This window comes from Sphingopyxis sp. BSNA05, from assembly GCF_013265645.1.
GTDB lineage: Bacteria > Pseudomonadota > Alphaproteobacteria > Sphingomonadales > Sphingomonadaceae > Parasphingorhabdus.
This window is the reverse complement of sequence record NZ_PYIA01000023.1, coordinates 37,988-53,924: the sequence shown is the minus strand read 5'-3', so window position 1 is coordinate 53,924 and position 15,937 is coordinate 37,988. Positions and strand designations below refer to the sequence as shown.

At 58.6% G+C, this 15,937-nt stretch carries 17 protein-coding genes and 1 tRNA gene; 7 read left to right on the top strand and 11 right to left on the bottom strand.

What is annotated here, in order from left to right:
• The 7 genes from C8024_RS02925 to C8024_RS02900 form a co-directional block, all read left to right on the top strand.
• Nucleotides 1–1,683, top strand: a 1,683-nt coding sequence (locus tag C8024_RS02925) for a prolyl oligopeptidase family serine peptidase (RefSeq protein ID WP_173202884.1), incomplete at its 5' end; no start/stop codon positions are given.
• Nucleotides 1,684–1,689: 6 nt separating this feature from the next.
• Nucleotides 1,690–2,175, top strand: coding sequence for a hypothetical protein (locus C8024_RS20805; protein ID WP_254305490.1), 486 nt, complete (start codon nt 1,690–1,692; stop codon nt 2,173–2,175).
• Nucleotides 2,088–2,327: a DUF2339 domain-containing protein gene (locus C8024_RS22785; RefSeq protein WP_367947118.1), complete on the top strand. Its 240-nt coding sequence runs from the start codon at nt 2,088–2,090 to the stop codon at nt 2,325–2,327. Before C8024_RS20805 ends, C8024_RS22785 begins: the two co-directional genes overlap by 88 nt.
• Complete coding sequence (locus C8024_RS02915) at nt 2,273–4,378, top strand: DUF2339 domain-containing protein (RefSeq protein WP_173202883.1); 2,106 nt, start codon at nt 2,273–2,275, stop codon at nt 4,376–4,378. Before C8024_RS22785 ends, C8024_RS02915 begins: the two co-directional genes overlap by 55 nt.
• A 2-nt stretch (nt 4,379–4,380) precedes the next feature.
• The gene (locus tag C8024_RS02910) at nt 4,381–4,806 is read left to right on the top strand and encodes a response regulator transcription factor (protein ID WP_217271955.1); all 426 of its coding nucleotides are present in this window, start codon (nt 4,381–4,383) and stop codon (nt 4,804–4,806) included.
• A 93-nt stretch (nt 4,807–4,899) separates the two neighbouring features.
• Nucleotides 4,900–5,337 carry a DUF4199 domain-containing protein gene (locus C8024_RS02905; protein ID WP_173202882.1) on the top strand — a complete coding sequence of 146 codons (438 nt, stop codon included), beginning with the start codon at nt 4,900–4,902 and terminating at the stop codon, nt 5,335–5,337.
• A gap of 113 nt (nt 5,338–5,450) precedes the next feature.
• Nucleotides 5,451–5,819 carry a VOC family protein gene (locus tag C8024_RS02900; protein WP_100093942.1) on the top strand — a complete coding sequence of 123 codons (369 nt, stop codon included), beginning with the start codon at nt 5,451–5,453 and terminating at the stop codon, nt 5,817–5,819.
• Nucleotides 5,820–5,836: 17 nt separating this feature from the next.
• On the opposite strand, the gene C8024_RS02895 is transcribed toward C8024_RS02900, so the two are convergent.
• The 11 genes from C8024_RS02895 to C8024_RS02860 form a co-directional block, all read right to left on the bottom strand.
• Nucleotides 5,837–6,523, bottom strand: coding sequence for a crotonase/enoyl-CoA hydratase family protein (locus C8024_RS02895; protein WP_173202881.1), 687 nt, complete (start codon nt 6,521–6,523; stop codon nt 5,837–5,839).
• A 142-nt stretch (nt 6,524–6,665) separates the two neighbouring features.
• Entirely contained in the window at nt 6,666–7,787 is a 1,122-nt protein-coding gene (locus tag C8024_RS02890; protein WP_173202880.1) for a class V aminotransferase, read from the bottom strand.
• On the bottom strand, nt 7,784–8,581 hold the full coding sequence (locus C8024_RS02885) for a tryptophan 2,3-dioxygenase (protein ID WP_173202879.1): 798 nt from the start codon (nt 8,579–8,581) through the stop codon (nt 7,784–7,786). The genes C8024_RS02890 and C8024_RS02885 overlap by 4 nt, the downstream gene beginning before the upstream one ends.
• 65 nt (nt 8,582–8,646) lie before the next feature.
• Nucleotides 8,647–10,203, bottom strand: coding sequence for a type II secretion system ATPase GspE (gene gspE / locus C8024_RS02880; protein ID WP_173202878.1), 1,557 nt, complete (start codon nt 10,201–10,203; stop codon nt 8,647–8,649).
• Between the two features lie 184 nt (nt 10,204–10,387).
• Nucleotides 10,388–10,819, bottom strand: coding sequence for a hypothetical protein (locus tag C8024_RS22780; RefSeq protein WP_367947116.1), 432 nt, complete (start codon nt 10,817–10,819; stop codon nt 10,388–10,390).
• A 97-nt stretch (nt 10,820–10,916) separates the two neighbouring features.
• Nucleotides 10,917–12,641 carry a TonB-dependent receptor gene (locus tag C8024_RS22775; protein WP_367947115.1) on the bottom strand — a complete coding sequence of 575 codons (1,725 nt, stop codon included), beginning with the start codon at nt 12,639–12,641 and terminating at the stop codon, nt 10,917–10,919.
• Complete coding sequence (locus C8024_RS22770) at nt 12,590–13,045, bottom strand: TonB-dependent receptor plug domain-containing protein (protein ID WP_367947114.1); 456 nt, start codon at nt 13,043–13,045, stop codon at nt 12,590–12,592. Before C8024_RS22770 ends, C8024_RS22775 begins: the two co-directional genes overlap by 52 nt.
• Before the next feature lie 136 nt (nt 13,046–13,181).
• Entirely contained in the window at nt 13,182–13,436 is a 255-nt protein-coding gene (locus C8024_RS20800) for a hypothetical protein (protein WP_254305489.1), read from the bottom strand.
• Nucleotides 13,433–14,710 carry a hypothetical protein gene (locus C8024_RS02870; protein WP_254305488.1) on the bottom strand — a complete coding sequence of 426 codons (1,278 nt, stop codon included), beginning with the start codon at nt 14,708–14,710 and terminating at the stop codon, nt 13,433–13,435. The genes C8024_RS20800 and C8024_RS02870 overlap by 4 nt, the downstream gene beginning before the upstream one ends.
• Nucleotides 14,711–15,022: 312 nt before the next feature.
• A complete protein-coding gene (locus tag C8024_RS02865) occupies nt 15,023–15,358 on the bottom strand; it encodes a tetratricopeptide repeat protein (protein WP_173202877.1) in 336 nt (111 codons plus the stop codon).
• 277 nt (nt 15,359–15,635) lie between these two features.
• Nucleotides 15,636–15,709: transfer RNA gene (locus C8024_RS02860), tRNA-Cys, on the bottom strand.
• Between the last annotated feature and the right edge of the window lie 228 nt (nt 15,710–15,937).

Here is a 15,937-nt window from a genome sequence, read left to right as displayed (position 1 = left end):
GCCACCCCGATGGGCCAGCGCGAGCAACTGACCTTCGCCGGCGAACCGGTCTATTCCGCCCGCTATGCGCCCGACGGCTCGGCTCTGCTGTTCCAGAAGGACAGCGGCGGCAACGAGGTGAACCAGATTTTCGCGCTGGAAAAGGGCCAGCCGAAGATGCTCACCGACGGCGAAAGCCGCAACAGTCTGGGCCCCTGGTCGAGCAGCGGCACATTGGTCGCCTTCGGCTCGAACAAGCGCACCGGACTGTATAACGACATCTATCTGATGAACCCGGCCCGCCCGGAAAGCGCGAAAATGCTGGTCGCCTCGACCGGTGGCGGCTGGTTTCCGATCGATTTTTCGCCGGATGACAAGCAGTTGCTGGTGTTCAACTATGTCTCGGTCACCGACAACCAGCTCTATCTGATCGACATCGCGCAGGGAACGTCGCGCAAGCTGACCGACAGCGAACGGCCGGTTGCCTATGACGGGCTGAAATTCGCGCCCGACGGCCGCCTCTGGGCAGCGTCGGACGACGGCAGCGATGTCAAAAGGCTCGGCATCGTCAATCTGGAAACCGGCCGGTTCGAGCCGGTAATAGACGAGAAAATCCGGGATATCACCGACTTCGATATCAGCGAAGACGGACGCTGGATTGCCTTTGAAGTCAACCATGCCGGCCGTTCCGTACTCAAATTCTATGACATGGAAAGCGGAGAAATCCGCGTCGTCGAGGGCCTGTCCGACGGCGTGATCAGCGGCGTCCAGTTCGCGCCCTGGGGAGAGCTGGGCATCACGCTGAACAGCAACCGCACCGGCACCGACGCCTATAGCGTCAATCCGGAGACGCTCGCGATCACCCGCTGGACCAGAAGCGAGACCGGCGGGCTGGACAGCGCCGACAATGTCGCGCCTGAACTGGTCGAGATAGAAAGTTTCGACGGCGAGAAAATTTCCGGCTTTCTCTACCGGCCCGACCCCGCCCGGCACAAGGGCAAGCGGCCGCTGATCATCAACATCCACGGTGGGCCGGAAGGCCAGGCCACACCCCGCTTTCTGGGGCGCAGCAATTATCTGATCAACGAACTGGGCATCGCGATATTCTATCCCAATGTCCGGGGGTCGACCGGCTTTGGCAAAAGATTTGTCGCGCTGGACAATGGTCCGTGGCGGCGCGAGGACAGCGTGCTGGATATCGGAGCGTTTCTCGACCATCTGCGCAACGACCGGCACGTCGACCGCAAGCGCATCGCTGTGACCGGCGGCAGCTATGGCGGCTATATGACGCTCGCGTCGATGCTGCGCTACGGCAAGAAGCTGAAGGCCGGGCTGGAGGTTGTCGGCATCTCGAATTTCGTCACGTTCCTGGAAAACACCCAGGCCTATCGCCGCGATTTGCGGCGGGTGGAATATGGCGACGAGCGCATTCCCGAACAGCGCGCGAAACTCGAGGAAATCAGCCCCCTGCTCCGCGCTAGCGAAATCGATATTCCGCTGATGGTGGTGACGGGCGCCAATGATCCGCGCGTCCCGGCCAGCGAAGCCGACCAGATCGTCGCCGCGGTCCGCGCCAATGACCGTCCCGCCTGGCATCTGCTGGCCGAGAACGAGGGGCACGGTTTCCGCAAGAAAGCCAATGCCGATTATCAATTCTGGGCGAGCCTGCTCTTCTGGCAAAAATATCTGTTGAATGAGGAATAGCAGCGTATGACATTTCTGATCTTCGTCGGGCTGGTCGTCCTTTTCTTTGTGGTTTTCGACAGCCGGAAAACCATCAAATATCTTCGCGCCCGCATCGAAGAACTGGAATATGGCCTGAGCGAGCTGAACAGCGCGGTCGAGAAAATTTCCGCGCCCGTTCGCAACGCCGAGCCCGTTCCCGGTGCAGAACCGTTGCGGAGAGCGCGCCCGAAACGCGTTCCGGACAGTCCCCGCCTGACCGAAGAAGCTGAGGCAACGGCGAGTGTGGAACAGGCTGCAGAAGTGTCCGAACATTTTGAGCCCGTCGAAGAAGAGGCTCCCGCCAGTGCCGGCAAGCGGTTTGAAGATCTGATCGGTGGCAAATTGCCGATCTGGATTGGCGGCATTGCGCTGGTGTTCGCCGGATTTTTCTCGTCCGTTTCTCGATCGAAGCCGGTCTGTTCGGTCCGGCCGCACGCTGCGCAACCGCAGCCCTGTTCGGACTATTGCTGATCGGAGCAGCCGAATTCGGTCATCGTATCCCGCGCCTGGGCAGGATTTTCACGGACGACTTGCGGATCGGCCACAGCGTCGCAGCGCGGGGGTCGCCGTGCTTTACGCAACACTGTACATGGCCAGCGAACTTTATGGCCTGCTCGGCCTGACCAGCGCCCTGACCGGGGTTGTCGCGATCACCATCCTTGCCTTCCTGTTGTCGCAAAAGCACGGACCACCGACGGCTATCATGGGCCTGATTGGCGGTTTCGCTGCGCCCTATGTCGCCGGGGTTGGGCCTGAATCGATCGCGCCCCTGGTCATTTATCTCGGTATTTTCACAGCGGGACTGTTCGGTCTCGCGATCCATCGCGGCTGGGCCTGGCTGGCGCTGCTCGCCACTGGCGGTAGCGTGATCTGGACCACGGCCCTGCTGTTCATGGACATATCCGGCGACAGTTCCCTGGTCAGCATTTTCATCATCCTGCTCGCGATCGGCGGTGTGCTGACCCTGTCCCGCACCGACCGGATTTTTGGTGTCCCCAAGGTGGCCATGCGGAGCATTCCGCTCGCCGCCGGACTGGTCCAGCTGATCATCCTCGCGCCACTGATAGAATATTCGCCCGCCAGCTGGCTGTTCTTCGCGGTGCTCGCCATATTTGCGATCGCGCTGAGCTGGCGAGACGCGGAAATGACACCAGCCGCTGCGGGCGCTCTGGGTTTGACACTTGCGATGGTCGCCGCTGCCTTTTCGGACTATGGACCGGATCAGGGCGACCTGCTCCCCGCCATCGGCTTTGCAGTGCTTTTCGGTCTCGCCGGGCATGTCTTCGCGCTGCGCGAAAAGGACGGTAGCATCTGGGCGTTCATCGGACTGGCGGCGCCGACCGGAATGCTGGTTGTGGCAGCGATTCTTGGCCGACTGGAATGGACAAACAATGGCTGGGGAGCCGCCTGCTTCCTTGTCGGCATCAGCACCGGCATCATGGCCTGGCGTAGCCGGTTGCAAAGCGGCTTGATCGTTTTGGCAGTGGCAAGCGCGCTCACAGCGATATTTCTGACAGCCGCCTTGTGGTTGTGGACGCCGGACAGGTTCGCAGCGATCCTTATCATCCTGGTTGCGGCTGGCCTCGCGGCCTGGGCACGATATTGCAACAGCAAGGCCGTGGCCCGGGAGGCCTTTGCAGGCGCCATCACGGGCGGCGTGATGGCCGCGATTTCCTCGAGCGGGCTTGCCCTCACCTTATTCGCTTCACTCAGCGGCGAAACCGGCCTTTACGACTATCTGCCGGACCCATGGTTGCTGTTGCCCGAACTCCTGATCCCGTGTCTCGCGCTTCTGGCGCTGGCCTATGTCTTCCGCGGGATATTGGAGCGGCATCTGGCGGCGATCCTGGCCATTGTCGGGCTCATCGGCTCGGGTGCCTTCGCCTATCTGCTGCTCAAGCAGATTCTCGCGATCGGATCGATAGAGCAGTTCGTCCAATATGGCTTTGCCGAACGGGCGATATTCACCCATTTGTTCGCGGCGGCCGGCTGGCTGTTGCTGCGCCGCCCATGGCCTGGCGAATGGATATTTACAATAAGGATGCTGGGTTGGACACTGGCCGCAATCGCGCTGTTCCGCTTTGTCTATTTTGATCTGCTGCTGCTCAGTCCCACCAATGTGCGACAGATGATGGGACCTGCTCCGTTCGCCAATCTGGGGACGTTGCATTATGGTGCCGTGGCGCTCTGGCTGTGGTTGTTTGCCAGAACCAGAGCGGCGCAGGAAGGCGCGGATCAATGGATCCGTTCGCTTGAAATCGGCAGCATGATCGCCACCGTCGCGGCGGTCATGGTGACGGTCCGGCAAGCCGTTCACGGCTCGATTATCGCTTTGTCGACGAATGTCACCAGCGGGCCAGGCGGCCCGGTAATGAGCAGCGGACCGGGATATACGACCACGGAGACATATCTGTACAGCGCCAGTCTGTTGCTGCTCGCCATTGCCTGGCTTGCGCGGGGCATCCAGACGACCAACGCCCTGCTGCGGATCGGCGGATTGCTGCTGCTTACCCTGGTGACGTTCAAGGTCTTCCTGATCGATGCGCAACTGGACGGCCTGTTGAGAATCCTGTCCTTCCTCGGCCTCGGCTTTGCGCTGATCGGCATCGGCTGGATATACGGCAAGCTGATGAAGCGGGAAATTCCGGGCGCGGCAGAAAATAGCGGCGGGTGACCATGTCCCGTTCGGTGGTCCGGATTGTCATCCTCTATGCCATAGCCCTCGCCGCCGCTGTTTTCGCTCTGGAGTGGCTGCAATATCAATATTTCACCAAGGTCTATTCGGTGGAAATCTATGTCGTTCTGATCGCATTGGTCTTTGCCGCGCTGGGCGTCTGGGTGGGGCACAGGCTGACCGCGAAAAAAGCGCGCGGTCCGTTTCAACAGAACAGGGCGGCGCTGAAATCGCTGGGCATTTCGGACCGGGAACTCGAAGTACTCGTGGCGCTGGCGGCGGGACAGTCGAACAAGGAGATCGCGCGGACGCTCGATATTTCGCCCAACACCGTGAAGACCCATATCGCGAGACTTTACGAAAAACTGCAGGTCAGCGGCCGCGTCAGGGCGATCGAACAGGCGCGGTCCCTGCATCTGATTCCCTAATATATCGGGGTGATTGGCCCCAGATCACCCAACCGGGTGATTTCCAAATGTGGGTGCAGGTGCCATAACCGCCGCTCAAGCGGAGGAACGACCATGCGGAAAATCGCCCTGACTTACGGAGTGCTGTCCGGAACGATCACTATCGTCACCCTGATCCTGGGCCTGGTGGTCAGCGACGGCGGTAGTTTCCTGTCATCCGAACTGTTCGGCTATCTGACGATGCTGGTTGCACTTTCGATGATATTCATCGGCATCAAACGCTACCGCGACCAGGAACTGGGCGGGGTGATCCGCTTTCTTCCCGCTTTTGCCATAGGGCTCGCCATCGCGGTGATCGCCGGAATCATCTATACATTGGTCTGGGAACTCTATTCGATGAGCAACGGCTATGCTTTCATCGACAGCTATGTGAACAGCGCGATCGAGGCCAGAAAGGCCGCCGGGCTGCCCGCGGAGAAACTGGCGGAGGAAATCGCCGGTCTGGAAAAATGCGAACCGACTACGGAAAAATCTATATCCGCATGCCGATGACCTTTCTGGAGATATTTCCGGTCGGCCTGATCATATCGATCCTGTCGGCTGCGCTTCTGCAAAATCCGAAAATCCTGCCCGTACGGCAATGAACCCGCACAAGGAGAATGAATATGAAACTCGGAGCCTTTTCGATCAGCTTGGCGGTGAAGGATATTGCCGCTTCCAGAGCCTTTTACGAAAAGCTCGGCTTTGGTCAATTCGGCGGCGATCAGGACCAGAAATGGCTGATCCTGAAAAATGGCGAGACGCTGATCGGCCTGTTCGAGGGCATGTTTCCCCAAAATATGCTGACGTTCAATCCCGGATGGGATCAGGATGGCCAGAATCTCGATGATTTCGATGATGTCCGCGATATCCAGAAATCATTGCTGGCGGCGGGCGTGCAGCTCGATAGTCAGGCTGATGACGGGGAAGGCCCGGCCAACATCATGCTCACCGATCCCGACGGCAATCCGATCCTGATCGACCAGCATCGCTAGAGACTGAGGGCCAGACCCTAGCTCCGCAAATTCGGATGATTGCCAATGCTCGCGCGGATCGCGTCCAGCGCCGGCTTGCGCATCGCCGATTTCTGATAGGCATAGGCATGGCCCGGCAGCTTGGCGAGTTGCTCCGCTATCGCTGTTGCCTGTCCGACCACCTTATCCGGTTCCACCAGCATATCCAGATATCCCGCCTCGACCGCGCCTTTCGGATCATAGATGAAAGCCTGTATCATCGCGCGGGTCTGGTGGAGCGGGCTGAGCCGGTCGCGCGCGAGCTCGACCGCGAATACCGGCAGCGTCATTCCGGTGATCGATTCATTCGCGCCCAGCTTGAATTCGCCGGCGGCTCCCACCCGCGTGTCGCAGGACATGAGGAGGAAGACGCCCATGGCAATCGCATGGCCGGTGCAGGCACCAACCACAGGAAGCGGTCCACCATAGAGCCGCAGCACCAGCTCCGAAGCACGGTCGAGCAGACGAACGGAATCCTCGCGGGTGAAGCCGCCCATCATGCCAAGATCAAAACCGCCGGAAAAACGGCCTTCACGGCCTGCCAGCACGACCGCCTTGGCGTCCGCCTCAGCCTTGTCCAGCGCTTCGTTGAGCGCAATCATCAGGTCGAAATTGACGGCATTGGCCTTGCCGTCATCGAGGGTGATAAGAGCCACATCATTCTGGATATCGACGGAAATGCTCATGGTCTGTCCTTTTCAACGCGGCTTTAATTGATCGGTTAAGCCTATGGCTGAATTTGCTCAGGTCAATGGAAAAATGTGCGGCCAAAATCTCGAAAGCCGCTGAGTGACGGGCCAGGGCTGTCAGGCCGTAGCGGCAAATTGCTCAGCCCGGCTCACCTATTATTTTTAGCAAGCGCGCCACATCGTCGCGGTCATGATAAAGACCGAAGCCGATCCGCAGGACATCGCCGCGCACATCGGTCACGACATTGCGCGCGGCCAGCCGGTCATGGAGCGCGGAGGCTGTGTCACCGCGAAAGGCGAGAAAACGGGCGTGCGCCCGGTCGCCAAGCGGGTTGAGCAGTTCGAAATCTGCCAGCGGTGCGTCCTCCAGAAACTGCGTCTGAAGGCCAGCGACATAGTCCGAAATTACCGCCGTTGTCAGGCCTTCACTAGTCAGCATTTTCTGCACCGCGTTGAAGCGGTAAAGGCCGGAGGGATCAAAAGTGCTGCCCAGAAAGCGCCGCCCGTCCGGCGCATAGCCGACATCTCCCGGCGGCGAGGCAAGATCGTCAAAGGCGGCATACCAGCCGGTCACCACAGGCCGTCCGGCATAGCCCGGAGGCGCATGCAGGAAGCAGGCCCCTTCCCCGGCCATCGCATATTTGTACCCGCCCGAGAGATAAAATACCCCGTCGGCGATGTCCGACAGGTCGGTCTCGATCGCCATGAAGCCATGGTAGCCATCGATCACAACCCAAGGTCCCTCGGGACGCGCCAGCGCCGTAAGCTCTTCCAGCACGGAGACAATGGCGCCGGAATTGAACAGCACATGGCTCACAAATATCAGGTCGAAATGCCCGGATCGGGCCGTCTCCAGCAAGCTGTCCGGCGAAGCGGTTTGCAGGACGACCTCCCCTGCCTCCACCCAGCGGGTCATCTGCCGACGAAAACTGTGAAACTCGCCATCGGTTGCGAGCACCCGGACCGGCCGCTTCGGGATGGTCGACAACAGGCGCACGATGAAATCATGCGTGTTCGGCGCGAAGCACAGGGTGGCAGGATCGGGCAGGTTCAGTTCATTCGCAACATGCTGCTGCGCTGCGGTCCAGACCGGCCCCATGATCTTGTCCCATTTGTGATCCGCCAACGCCGCTGCATCCTGCCAAGCAGTCATATGGCCGTCGTGGCTGGCATCGGGCCAGAGATGGTGGCTGTGAGCAGCAAAATGCAGCCGCTCCGGATTGGCCGACAGAGAGCGGGAGAACAGATGTTTCCAGCTCATAACTGGGTACGCAGTGACCATAGTTCGGGAAAAGCGCGTTTGCCCAATGTGCTCTGCAGGTAGGAAGCGCCCGCCGTCCCGCCGGTGCCCAATTTGCCGCCGATGATCCGCTCGACCGTCAGCACATGCTTGTGGCGCCAGGTCGCCATCGCATCATCCAGATCGACCAGCTTTTCCGCCAGCTGATAGAGTTCCCAATATTGCTCGGGCTTGCGATAGACTTCCAGAAACGCCGACTCGACCTGTTCGGACGGTTGATGGGATTGCGAAAAATCGCGGTGCAGCAGCTCCGGATCAATATCGAAACCGGCCCGCGCGAGCGCCGCGATCGCATCATCCCAGATGCTCGGCTGGTCCAGCGCGGCCTGCATCGCCGACTGCGCTTCCGGACGATCCTCCTGATATTTCAGGAAGCCCTTGTCCTTGAGGCCGAGCATATATTCGACGGTCCGGAACTGGTCGGACTGGAAACCCGAGCTGGGTCCTAGAACATGACGGAAGCGCGTATAATCGCTCGGCGTCATGGTCGACAATACGTCCCAGCTCAGCGTCATGACAGCCTGAATCCGGCTGACCCGCGCCAGCGCCTTATAGGCCGGCACCAGCGCATCGGTCCTGATCTGCTGCTTGGCGAAGCGCATCTCGCGGATGATCTGCTTGAGCCACAGTTCCTTGGTCTGGTGGATGATGATGAACAGCATCTCGTCGTCCAGATCGGACCGGGGATGCTGCGCGTCGAGCAATGTGTCCAGCGCCAGATAGCGCGCGTAGGTCATGGTGGATGTATCGGTCATGCGGAAGTGTAACGCCGCTATCGCTTCATGGGAAGAGAAGCGGACTGATATCCGATGAAATCATCTCATCCAATCAATATGGTCTCGCTTTCGCGGCGGGATATCCGGATTCCTTCTTCGGCAGTGGTTAGGCCTTCGCGGACGAGCGCCCGGGCCGCGGAGCCGAGATTGGGCTGTTTGAGAAATGCATGCGATGCAATGCGCGCCTCGTCGCCGCCATCATTGATCAATTTGCGCAACGTGTCATCAATACGGATCGCCTCGAACACGCCGATCCGGCCCTGAAAACCGGTCTGGTTGCAATGGTCGCAGCCGGTCTCGCGATAGACCACCGTGCCATTGTCAAAACCAAGCAAAGAGGCGAGCGAGCCGTCCGCCTGGATCGGCGTGCGGCAATGTTCGCAGAGTTTTCGAACCAGACGCTGGGCAACGACTGCGCGTAATGTCGAAGCCAGCAGAAACGGCTCCACTTTCATATCGCGCATCCTGGTGATCGCTCCCACCGCGTCATTGGTGTGGACGGTCGAGAGCACCAGATGGCCGGTGAGACTGGCCTGCACCGCAATTTCTGCCGTCTCCCGGTCGCGTATCTCACCGATCATGACCACGTCGGGATCTTGCCGAAGGATCGCTCTAAGCCCCGCAGCAAAAGTCAGGCCGACTTTGGCGTTCACCTGAGTCTGGCCGATCCCCTCGATCGCATATTCCACCGGATCCTCGACCGTCAGGATATTGCGGCTGCCGTCGTTAAGCTGTTTGAGCCCTGCATAAAGCGTGGTCGTCTTGCCTGAACCTGTGGGGCCCGTCACAAGGATAATCCCATTGGGTTCCGAGAGCGCATCGGTCAGGATCGCGTGGGTGCTCGGCGACATGCCTAGCAAGTCGAGGGAGATGCCGGCACTCTCCTTGTCGAGAATCCGCATCACCACCCGTTCGCTCGCCCGGTTGGGCAAGGTCGAAACGCGCACGTCGAGCAATTTCCCGCCCAGCGTCAGGCTGATCCGGCCATCCTGCGGAATTCTTCTTTCGGCAATATCGAGCCGTGCCATTACCTTGATCCGGTTAACGATCACGCCGGCGACATGCGGCGGCATGCGCAGTTTCTCGGTCAGCACGCCGTCGACCCGCATCCGCACGACCAGCCCCGTCTCATAAGGTTCGATATGAATGTCCGAAGCGCCCTGCCTTGCCGCCTCGGCGATGATCCCGTTAATCAGCCGGATCGTCGGCGCATCATCGGCGCTGTCGAGCAGATCCTCTGCGCTCGGAATGTCCCCGGCAATATCGTCCAGTCCCTCGCCCGCCAGCGCCATATCACCGGCCATGGCGGCAGCCGATCCGTCCATTGCATAATGGGCGCTGAGCAGCTTCTCGAACGCCGGACCATCGACCAGTTCCACATCAAAGGGCAGAGCCAGATAGCGCCGCACTTCCAGCAAGGCGGACGGGTCCGCACCCTCGCGCATTGCTATCGATGCCCGCTCGTCCTCCATCGAACAGATTATCACGCCCTGATCGCGGGCATAGCTGTAGGGAAGGTCTAGCAGCGGCGCTTCGCTGTCAGAAATGGGCCGGGATATGTTCCCGCCGGGTGATTTTTCGACCGGAGCGGGCATGTTCATGGCAGCAACCCGTCATTGGATCGGACGGCCTGCCCGGCCGATCCGACCCTATTCTTGCAGTCTGTTGTCAGAAATCCGGTTATCACGACGTCCCTGTCCTGTCTTGCCCATTACACTGGCTAGATCGCTATGGTGACGCCTCCGCGACACTTAGGTGACAGATAGGTTACGCTCGCGCAGGGGTTCAGAATTTCGCCTTGACCCCGATGGAGAAACTCCGGCCGAGATCATATTGCTGGTTAATGATCAGAACATTGCCGGACTGGGTTTCCCGGAAATTCTCGTTGGTCAGATTGCGGGCTTCAAACTTAATTTCCAGTTCCTGACCGGCAATGGTGACCGCTTCTCTCGCAACAAAATCCAGCTTCAGGCTTGCGTCCTGCACCAGATCCGGATCGGGCTGGCCGCCCGTGATCGGGCCGCGCGTCGTGACCCGGTCACTCGCATAGCTGAGCAGGAACGTATATTGAGAAAGCCGTTCGGTATTTTCGATACCGAATTGAAAATTTGCCAAATGTTTCGATTGTCCAGTCAAAGGCGAACCGTCAATGAACACCTGATCGGCCGAACGCACGCCCAGCGTATCGTCCAGGATGGTCGTATCATTGGCGCCCACTTTCAGCTCGGAGTCGGTATAGGTATAGTTGGCAATCGCAACGAACCTTCTATCCGCAAAAAATCTGAATTCCCCAGCCCATCCATAGGGAAATATTTCAACAGCTCGATTTCCGCACCATATAGCTGGCTTCCGGAGCGTTGGCAAAGGTGGTCTGGAAATCCGAACTGCCGGCAGGAATGAATGCAACGGGTTCGATCGGATTGTCGATCTTCTTGTAGAAGCCGGCCAGCAGCACCCGTTCACCATCGCCAAAATAATATTCTAGACGGGCTTCGGCGTTGAACAGTTCGCTATCTTCGAGAAAGGGGTTGCCCGAGAATACCCGGCCGGAGTCCGGGTCGAGATATTGCGGCCGGGCCAGTTCGCGAAATTGCGGACGAGCGATGGTTTTGGAAGCGCTGGCACGAAATTGCATATCCTCCGCAAAATTCCATGTCAGCGTGCCGGCAGGCAGCCAATAGTCATTTTCGAGCGGCGCTGTCTGCACCAGCGTGCCGTCATTGTAGATATCCAGCGCGGTTATCGACTGATCAGCCGTTTCGTAGCGGACACCCAATTCGGCCTGAACGAAGTCAAGCAGTTCCACATCCGCTTTGACATAGGCGCCGTGAACAGTCAGCTCTGCATCATAGGCCTGAGATCCTGCATTGGTCTGGTCTTCCTGAATGAAAATACCGTCGGTTGTAATGCCTTCTGTGTAGCCGCCGTAGACATTGAAGTCGGAGATGAGATAATCTGGGCGCTCCTGGCTCACCCCGAACGGCAGGCTGCTGGTCGGGAAGTAACGGAAGTCGCGTCGGGATGCGTTCCGGCTGGTGTTCACATAGCTGTAGCCGGTCGACAAAGTTATGTTGCGCGAAGTTGGCAGAGCATAGGCAAAGTCTATACCACCATTCCACACATCTTCGTTCAGATCGCTGAATGCGATGGTGGCCGACTGCGGGTTGGTCAGCAGGTTATTTACATAATCCTCGGCAACCGGGTCATAGAAATAGGTAAAGGAGCGCTCATAGGGAGCTTCGCGCTGCGAATTCGCGTAACCACCGCGAACATCAAGCGATATATCGCCGAATTTGAATTCGCCAACCAGAACTGTGTCTATCAACTGACGTTCGATCCAGTTGGTCTGCTGACGCATTTCATCCGCCGGCGTGGTGGGGTCGATTTCGCCGGTATTGATATTGTCCGCGGCTTTGAGGCTTGTCTGTTTCAGAGAATCCCGAATGTAGAGATTGGTCCAGCGGATTACATGCTCGTCCACCTCAAGACCCAGGCCGAGAAGTCCGCTAACCACGATATTGTGATCGGTACGCACGTTGCGACCGTCATCGGCAATGATGCTGGTGGTGCCCCCCTGTTCAATGGAATCGCGGGTGAAGAACTTGTTGCTGTACGAGGCATTGAAGATCACGCCAAGACGGCTGGCGCCAATATCCTTGGCCAGACCAGCGCTCATATCGGCGCTCCAGTTGACCGGAATATCGTTATTGCGCTGAACCAATGTGGTCGGCGCGTTAACCAGGCTGGCGGTAAAATCCTGCAATTGCTCCTGGGTGAAATCAGGACCCAGTTCGATCCGGGACCCGGCGTTAAATGCTGCAGCCAGTCCGGCCGGCACGTCGCGGGTACCGTCGTCAAAACCGGTCCAGTCACTGTCGCTGCCGAAATGGGTATAGCCGAGCTTCCCGGTTGTTTCGCTATTCATGCCCATGCCCATTCCGAATTCGAAATAGCTTTCATCGGGAATGGCAGCCGTCGTCAGATTGATTAGACCGCCGCCAAATTCACCGGGATAATTGACCGAATAGCTCTTCTGCACCGTGGCACTGGCAAGCACCGAGGCAGGAAAATATCAAGCGGCACAACCCGCTTTAGCGGCTCCGGCGAGGGGATAAGCGTGCCGTTCAGCAAAGCCTGCGAATAACGGTCGCCGAGACCACGAACATAGACAAAACCGCCGCTATCAACCGAAAGCCCGGTGACCCGTTCCAGAGCACCGGCAATATCGCCATCGCCCGATCGGGCAATATCTTCTGTCGAAAGGACGGAAATCACGCTCGAATTATTGCGTATGGAATTGGGGATATAGCGGCCGCGAACGATAATCTCGCCACTGAAGCCGCCGCCAGGAGCAGAAATGTCGACATCATCGCCGGATTGCGTTTCTTCAGCTGGTTCAGCTTCAGAAGGCTCAACGACTTCAGCCGGGCTCGCTTGCGCCAAAGCCGGCAGAGGGCTGAGTGCTGTGGAAAAAGGAGTATGCTCGCGAGTGGGGCAGGTTTCGACATTGATGATCCCTCGGATAAAAAGAAAGGGAGGTGGCGACACGGGCCGCCACCTCCTGAACTGGCTGTAGCGATCAGGAGACTGGCGAAGCTGCGCAAGTCTGGAGAGAACCGAAATCGGCGTAGCTCGCGTTGCAAGACCAGCTCTGGTACCAGAGATCGTTGATGTCGCGGACGGCACCGATATAATCTACCTGCAAGAAGTCCGGGCTGAAGCTCGTGATATTGGCGACCGGAGTCACTGCCGTTTCGTTCGAACCATTGATGAACAGGGAAATCAGGCTGGATACGAAGTTGAAGTCGTTATTCGCATTGCCCGCAGCATTCACCGCAGTGGCTTCAAACGTATCGGCATCCGCATCAAAGTCGCCCGTGGCACAGCTGCCAACCACTGACTGGATCCGTGGGGGCCGAGCTCGTCAAGCGCGGCATTGGCTGCCTGAACCGTTTCGGCCTGATCGATATCCAGGCAGGTTCCCGGTCCGACCAGAATGCCGTTAAGGATCGCTGCATCCGGTCCGCCACGAAGGTGAATGACCTTGTCGCCTGTCTTGCGTTGGATGAAGGTGAAATTGGCCAGCTTGACATCCTGACGCGGGGTGAAATCGAAGCCGCTGTCATCATCGGAGTCGACTTCCCACAATGTGTCGCCACCGGTGGTGTTCTGAACGCCGATAACAAACTGGATGGCCCCCTTGTAGCCGACATCGGTGTCTAGCGAGTCATCGTCCGCACCGGTGATAATCAGGTGGTCCAGATTGACCGTGCCACCAAAGATTTCGACACCGTCATCACCGCTATTATGGATCTGGACGTAAGAGATATCGGTACCCGAACCGACGCCACCCAAGGTCAAGCCCTGAAGTTCCTGGTTGGCCGATGCAGCCCGACCGGTATAACGAACCTGCAGGTAACTGATAGTGCCGCTATTGTCCGCCGCTTGGTCTCCGCCGTAGAAATCGGACGGGCCTGCTCCCTCTGCCAGTTGCTGACATCCGGCAGTGCCACCGGCAACGGCGCCGATGCAGTTACTGATCGGCGCGCGACCGAGAACCAGAATTCCACCCCACTGGTTCGAGTCGGCATCGGTGGTCGTGCCTTCGATATTCTGGCGCGAGGTGAAAATCACCGGTTCGCTTGCGGTACCCGGAGCGTTAAAGGTCGATCCGCGGTTGACGATCAGGAAGGTCGTCGCGCTCTGGGCAAAGACCACTACCCCGGGCTCAACGGTGAGGCTGCTGGACACGCCGCCGGCCGCTGCGCCATCACCGCCAACGTCGGTGCCGACCTCTACCCGACCGCTCATCGAATAGATGGTGCCGTCACGTTGCGGGACTGTGAGTGCCGTCTGGATGCTGTTTGGTATCTGGCAGACCCGGTTGTTCGCCAGAACACCGGCATTGGTGAAGCCCGTCGGGCAATCGGCCGCCGGCGTTCCCGGAGTCGGTGTCGGCGTGGGGGTCGGAGTCGGTGTCGGAGCCGGTGCGGGCAGCACGACGATATTGCCTTCGCCCGGTGACGCTACGTCGTCGGCACCGCAAGCTGTTACCGCGACAGCTGCTGCACCTGCAAACAGGACAGAACGAAATTGCTTATTCAACATGGGATTGGTCTCCGCAAAAACTGATTTGATACTTTCGAATCAAACGATGCGGTTCGAATCAACCGGCCCCCATCGCCCTCGGGAAAGGGCACTAGGGACAGGAAATGACCCGCCGATGCTGTTTGCGTGACGGTTCGGAGACTCAATTGTGACGGATATTTTTCAGCGCCCCCGGTCCAGCGGATTTGAACCGCTTACCGGGAAGATCACATGCATGCGCTTTGCCAATTATGCAGAAAAAAGATGGCCGCAAAGACGGCCACCTTTCAAAATATAAAGACTGCGGGAGTGGTTCCCCGAAACTGTTGGCGTCTATCGGCGCGCGATCTGCTCGTTGAGATTCCGCAGGGCCAGTTCAGCGGCATCCCGGGAATTGATCACATCGCCATTGGCCAGCACCAGATCAAAATTGCGACTGCTGTCTCTGGCCGCCATGAACATGCGCGCGGCATCGCCCGTGCGTCCCAGCCGGGCATAGGTCTGGCCCAGATTGATCAGTCGGGCGGGGTCCTTTGCATGCTCCCGCTCGGACGCTTCCAGCTGCTGCAAGGCCAGCGCGTTATCTCCGGCAACCAGCGCATCATAACCGAGCGCGCCTGTTTCGTAACCGATCTCGCCCGCGGGCTGGGCTGAAGCGGCGGTTCCCATCAAAAACGCAGCAGCGGCTGAACCCAGAATTTTGCGGATATCATGATGTCTTCTCCTCTACCTGAAGACCTTTGTTACACTTATGTGACAAGAAATGCAATATAACTGCAACAAAACTGTAATATTCATTCTTGCGGCCTTGGGAAGCGGCTTTCCAAGCTTCGAACAGGCCTGCATCGAAGATCGGACGGCAACTCCCGTGCAGGCGCGATGCGGGGGGTGAAGCACGCACGAATCGCTGGCGATTCAATCGATGACAAAGGATGGGGATAGTCTCTGGAGGCCCGACCCGGAATCGAACCGGGGTGCGCGGATTTGCAATCCGCTGCGTCACCACTCCGCCATCGGGCCAGAGAGAGGGCGCGAATTGCTTCGCTTTGCAGCGAAAGTCAACCCAAAGTTGCGTCCTCCAATCCCATTGCCGCAGATCGATCGAAAATGCTCCTTTGTCGCGTAAAAGACGCAGTCAGCAGAAAATCACCGGAATCCATCTTGGCGCATGGGACAAGGCGGGCTAGAAGCGACAAAATCTCAGCCATAGTGTATTGTATTCGTAATACAGAAATGGCATGGACGCAC

Excerpts from the sequence above, each read along its gene's own strand:
- C8024_RS02905 (WP_173202882.1), top strand. The coding sequence starts at position 4,900 with ATGCGGAAAATCGCCCTGACTTACGGAGTGCTGTCCGGAACGATCACT.
- C8024_RS02910 (WP_217271955.1), top strand. The coding sequence starts at position 4,381 with ATGTCCCGTTCGGTGGTCCGGATTGTCATCCTCTATGCCATAGCCCTC.
- C8024_RS20805 (WP_254305490.1), top strand. The coding sequence starts at position 1,690 with ATGACATTTCTGATCTTCGTCGGGCTGGTCGTCCTTTTCTTTGTGGTT.
- C8024_RS02865 (WP_173202877.1), bottom strand. The coding sequence starts at position 15,358 with ATGGGAACCGCCGCTTCAGCCCAGCCCGCGGGCGAGATCGGTTACGAA.
- C8024_RS02885 (WP_173202879.1), bottom strand. The coding sequence starts at position 8,581 with ATGACCGATACATCCACCATGACCTACGCGCGCTATCTGGCGCTGGAC.
- C8024_RS02870 (WP_254305488.1), bottom strand. The coding sequence starts at position 14,710 with ATGTTGAATAAGCAATTTCGTTCTGTCCTGTTTGCAGGTGCAGCAGCT.
- gspE (WP_173202878.1), bottom strand. The coding sequence starts at position 10,203 with ATGAACATGCCCGCTCCGGTCGAAAAATCACCCGGCGGGAACATATCC.
- C8024_RS02895 (WP_173202881.1), bottom strand. The coding sequence starts at position 6,523 with ATGAGCATTTCCGTCGATATCCAGAATGATGTGGCTCTTATCACCCTC.
- C8024_RS02890 (WP_173202880.1), bottom strand. The coding sequence starts at position 7,787 with ATGAGCTGGAAACATCTGTTCTCCCGCTCTCTGTCGGCCAATCCGGAG.
- C8024_RS02900 (WP_100093942.1), top strand. The coding sequence starts at position 5,451 with ATGAAACTCGGAGCCTTTTCGATCAGCTTGGCGGTGAAGGATATTGCC.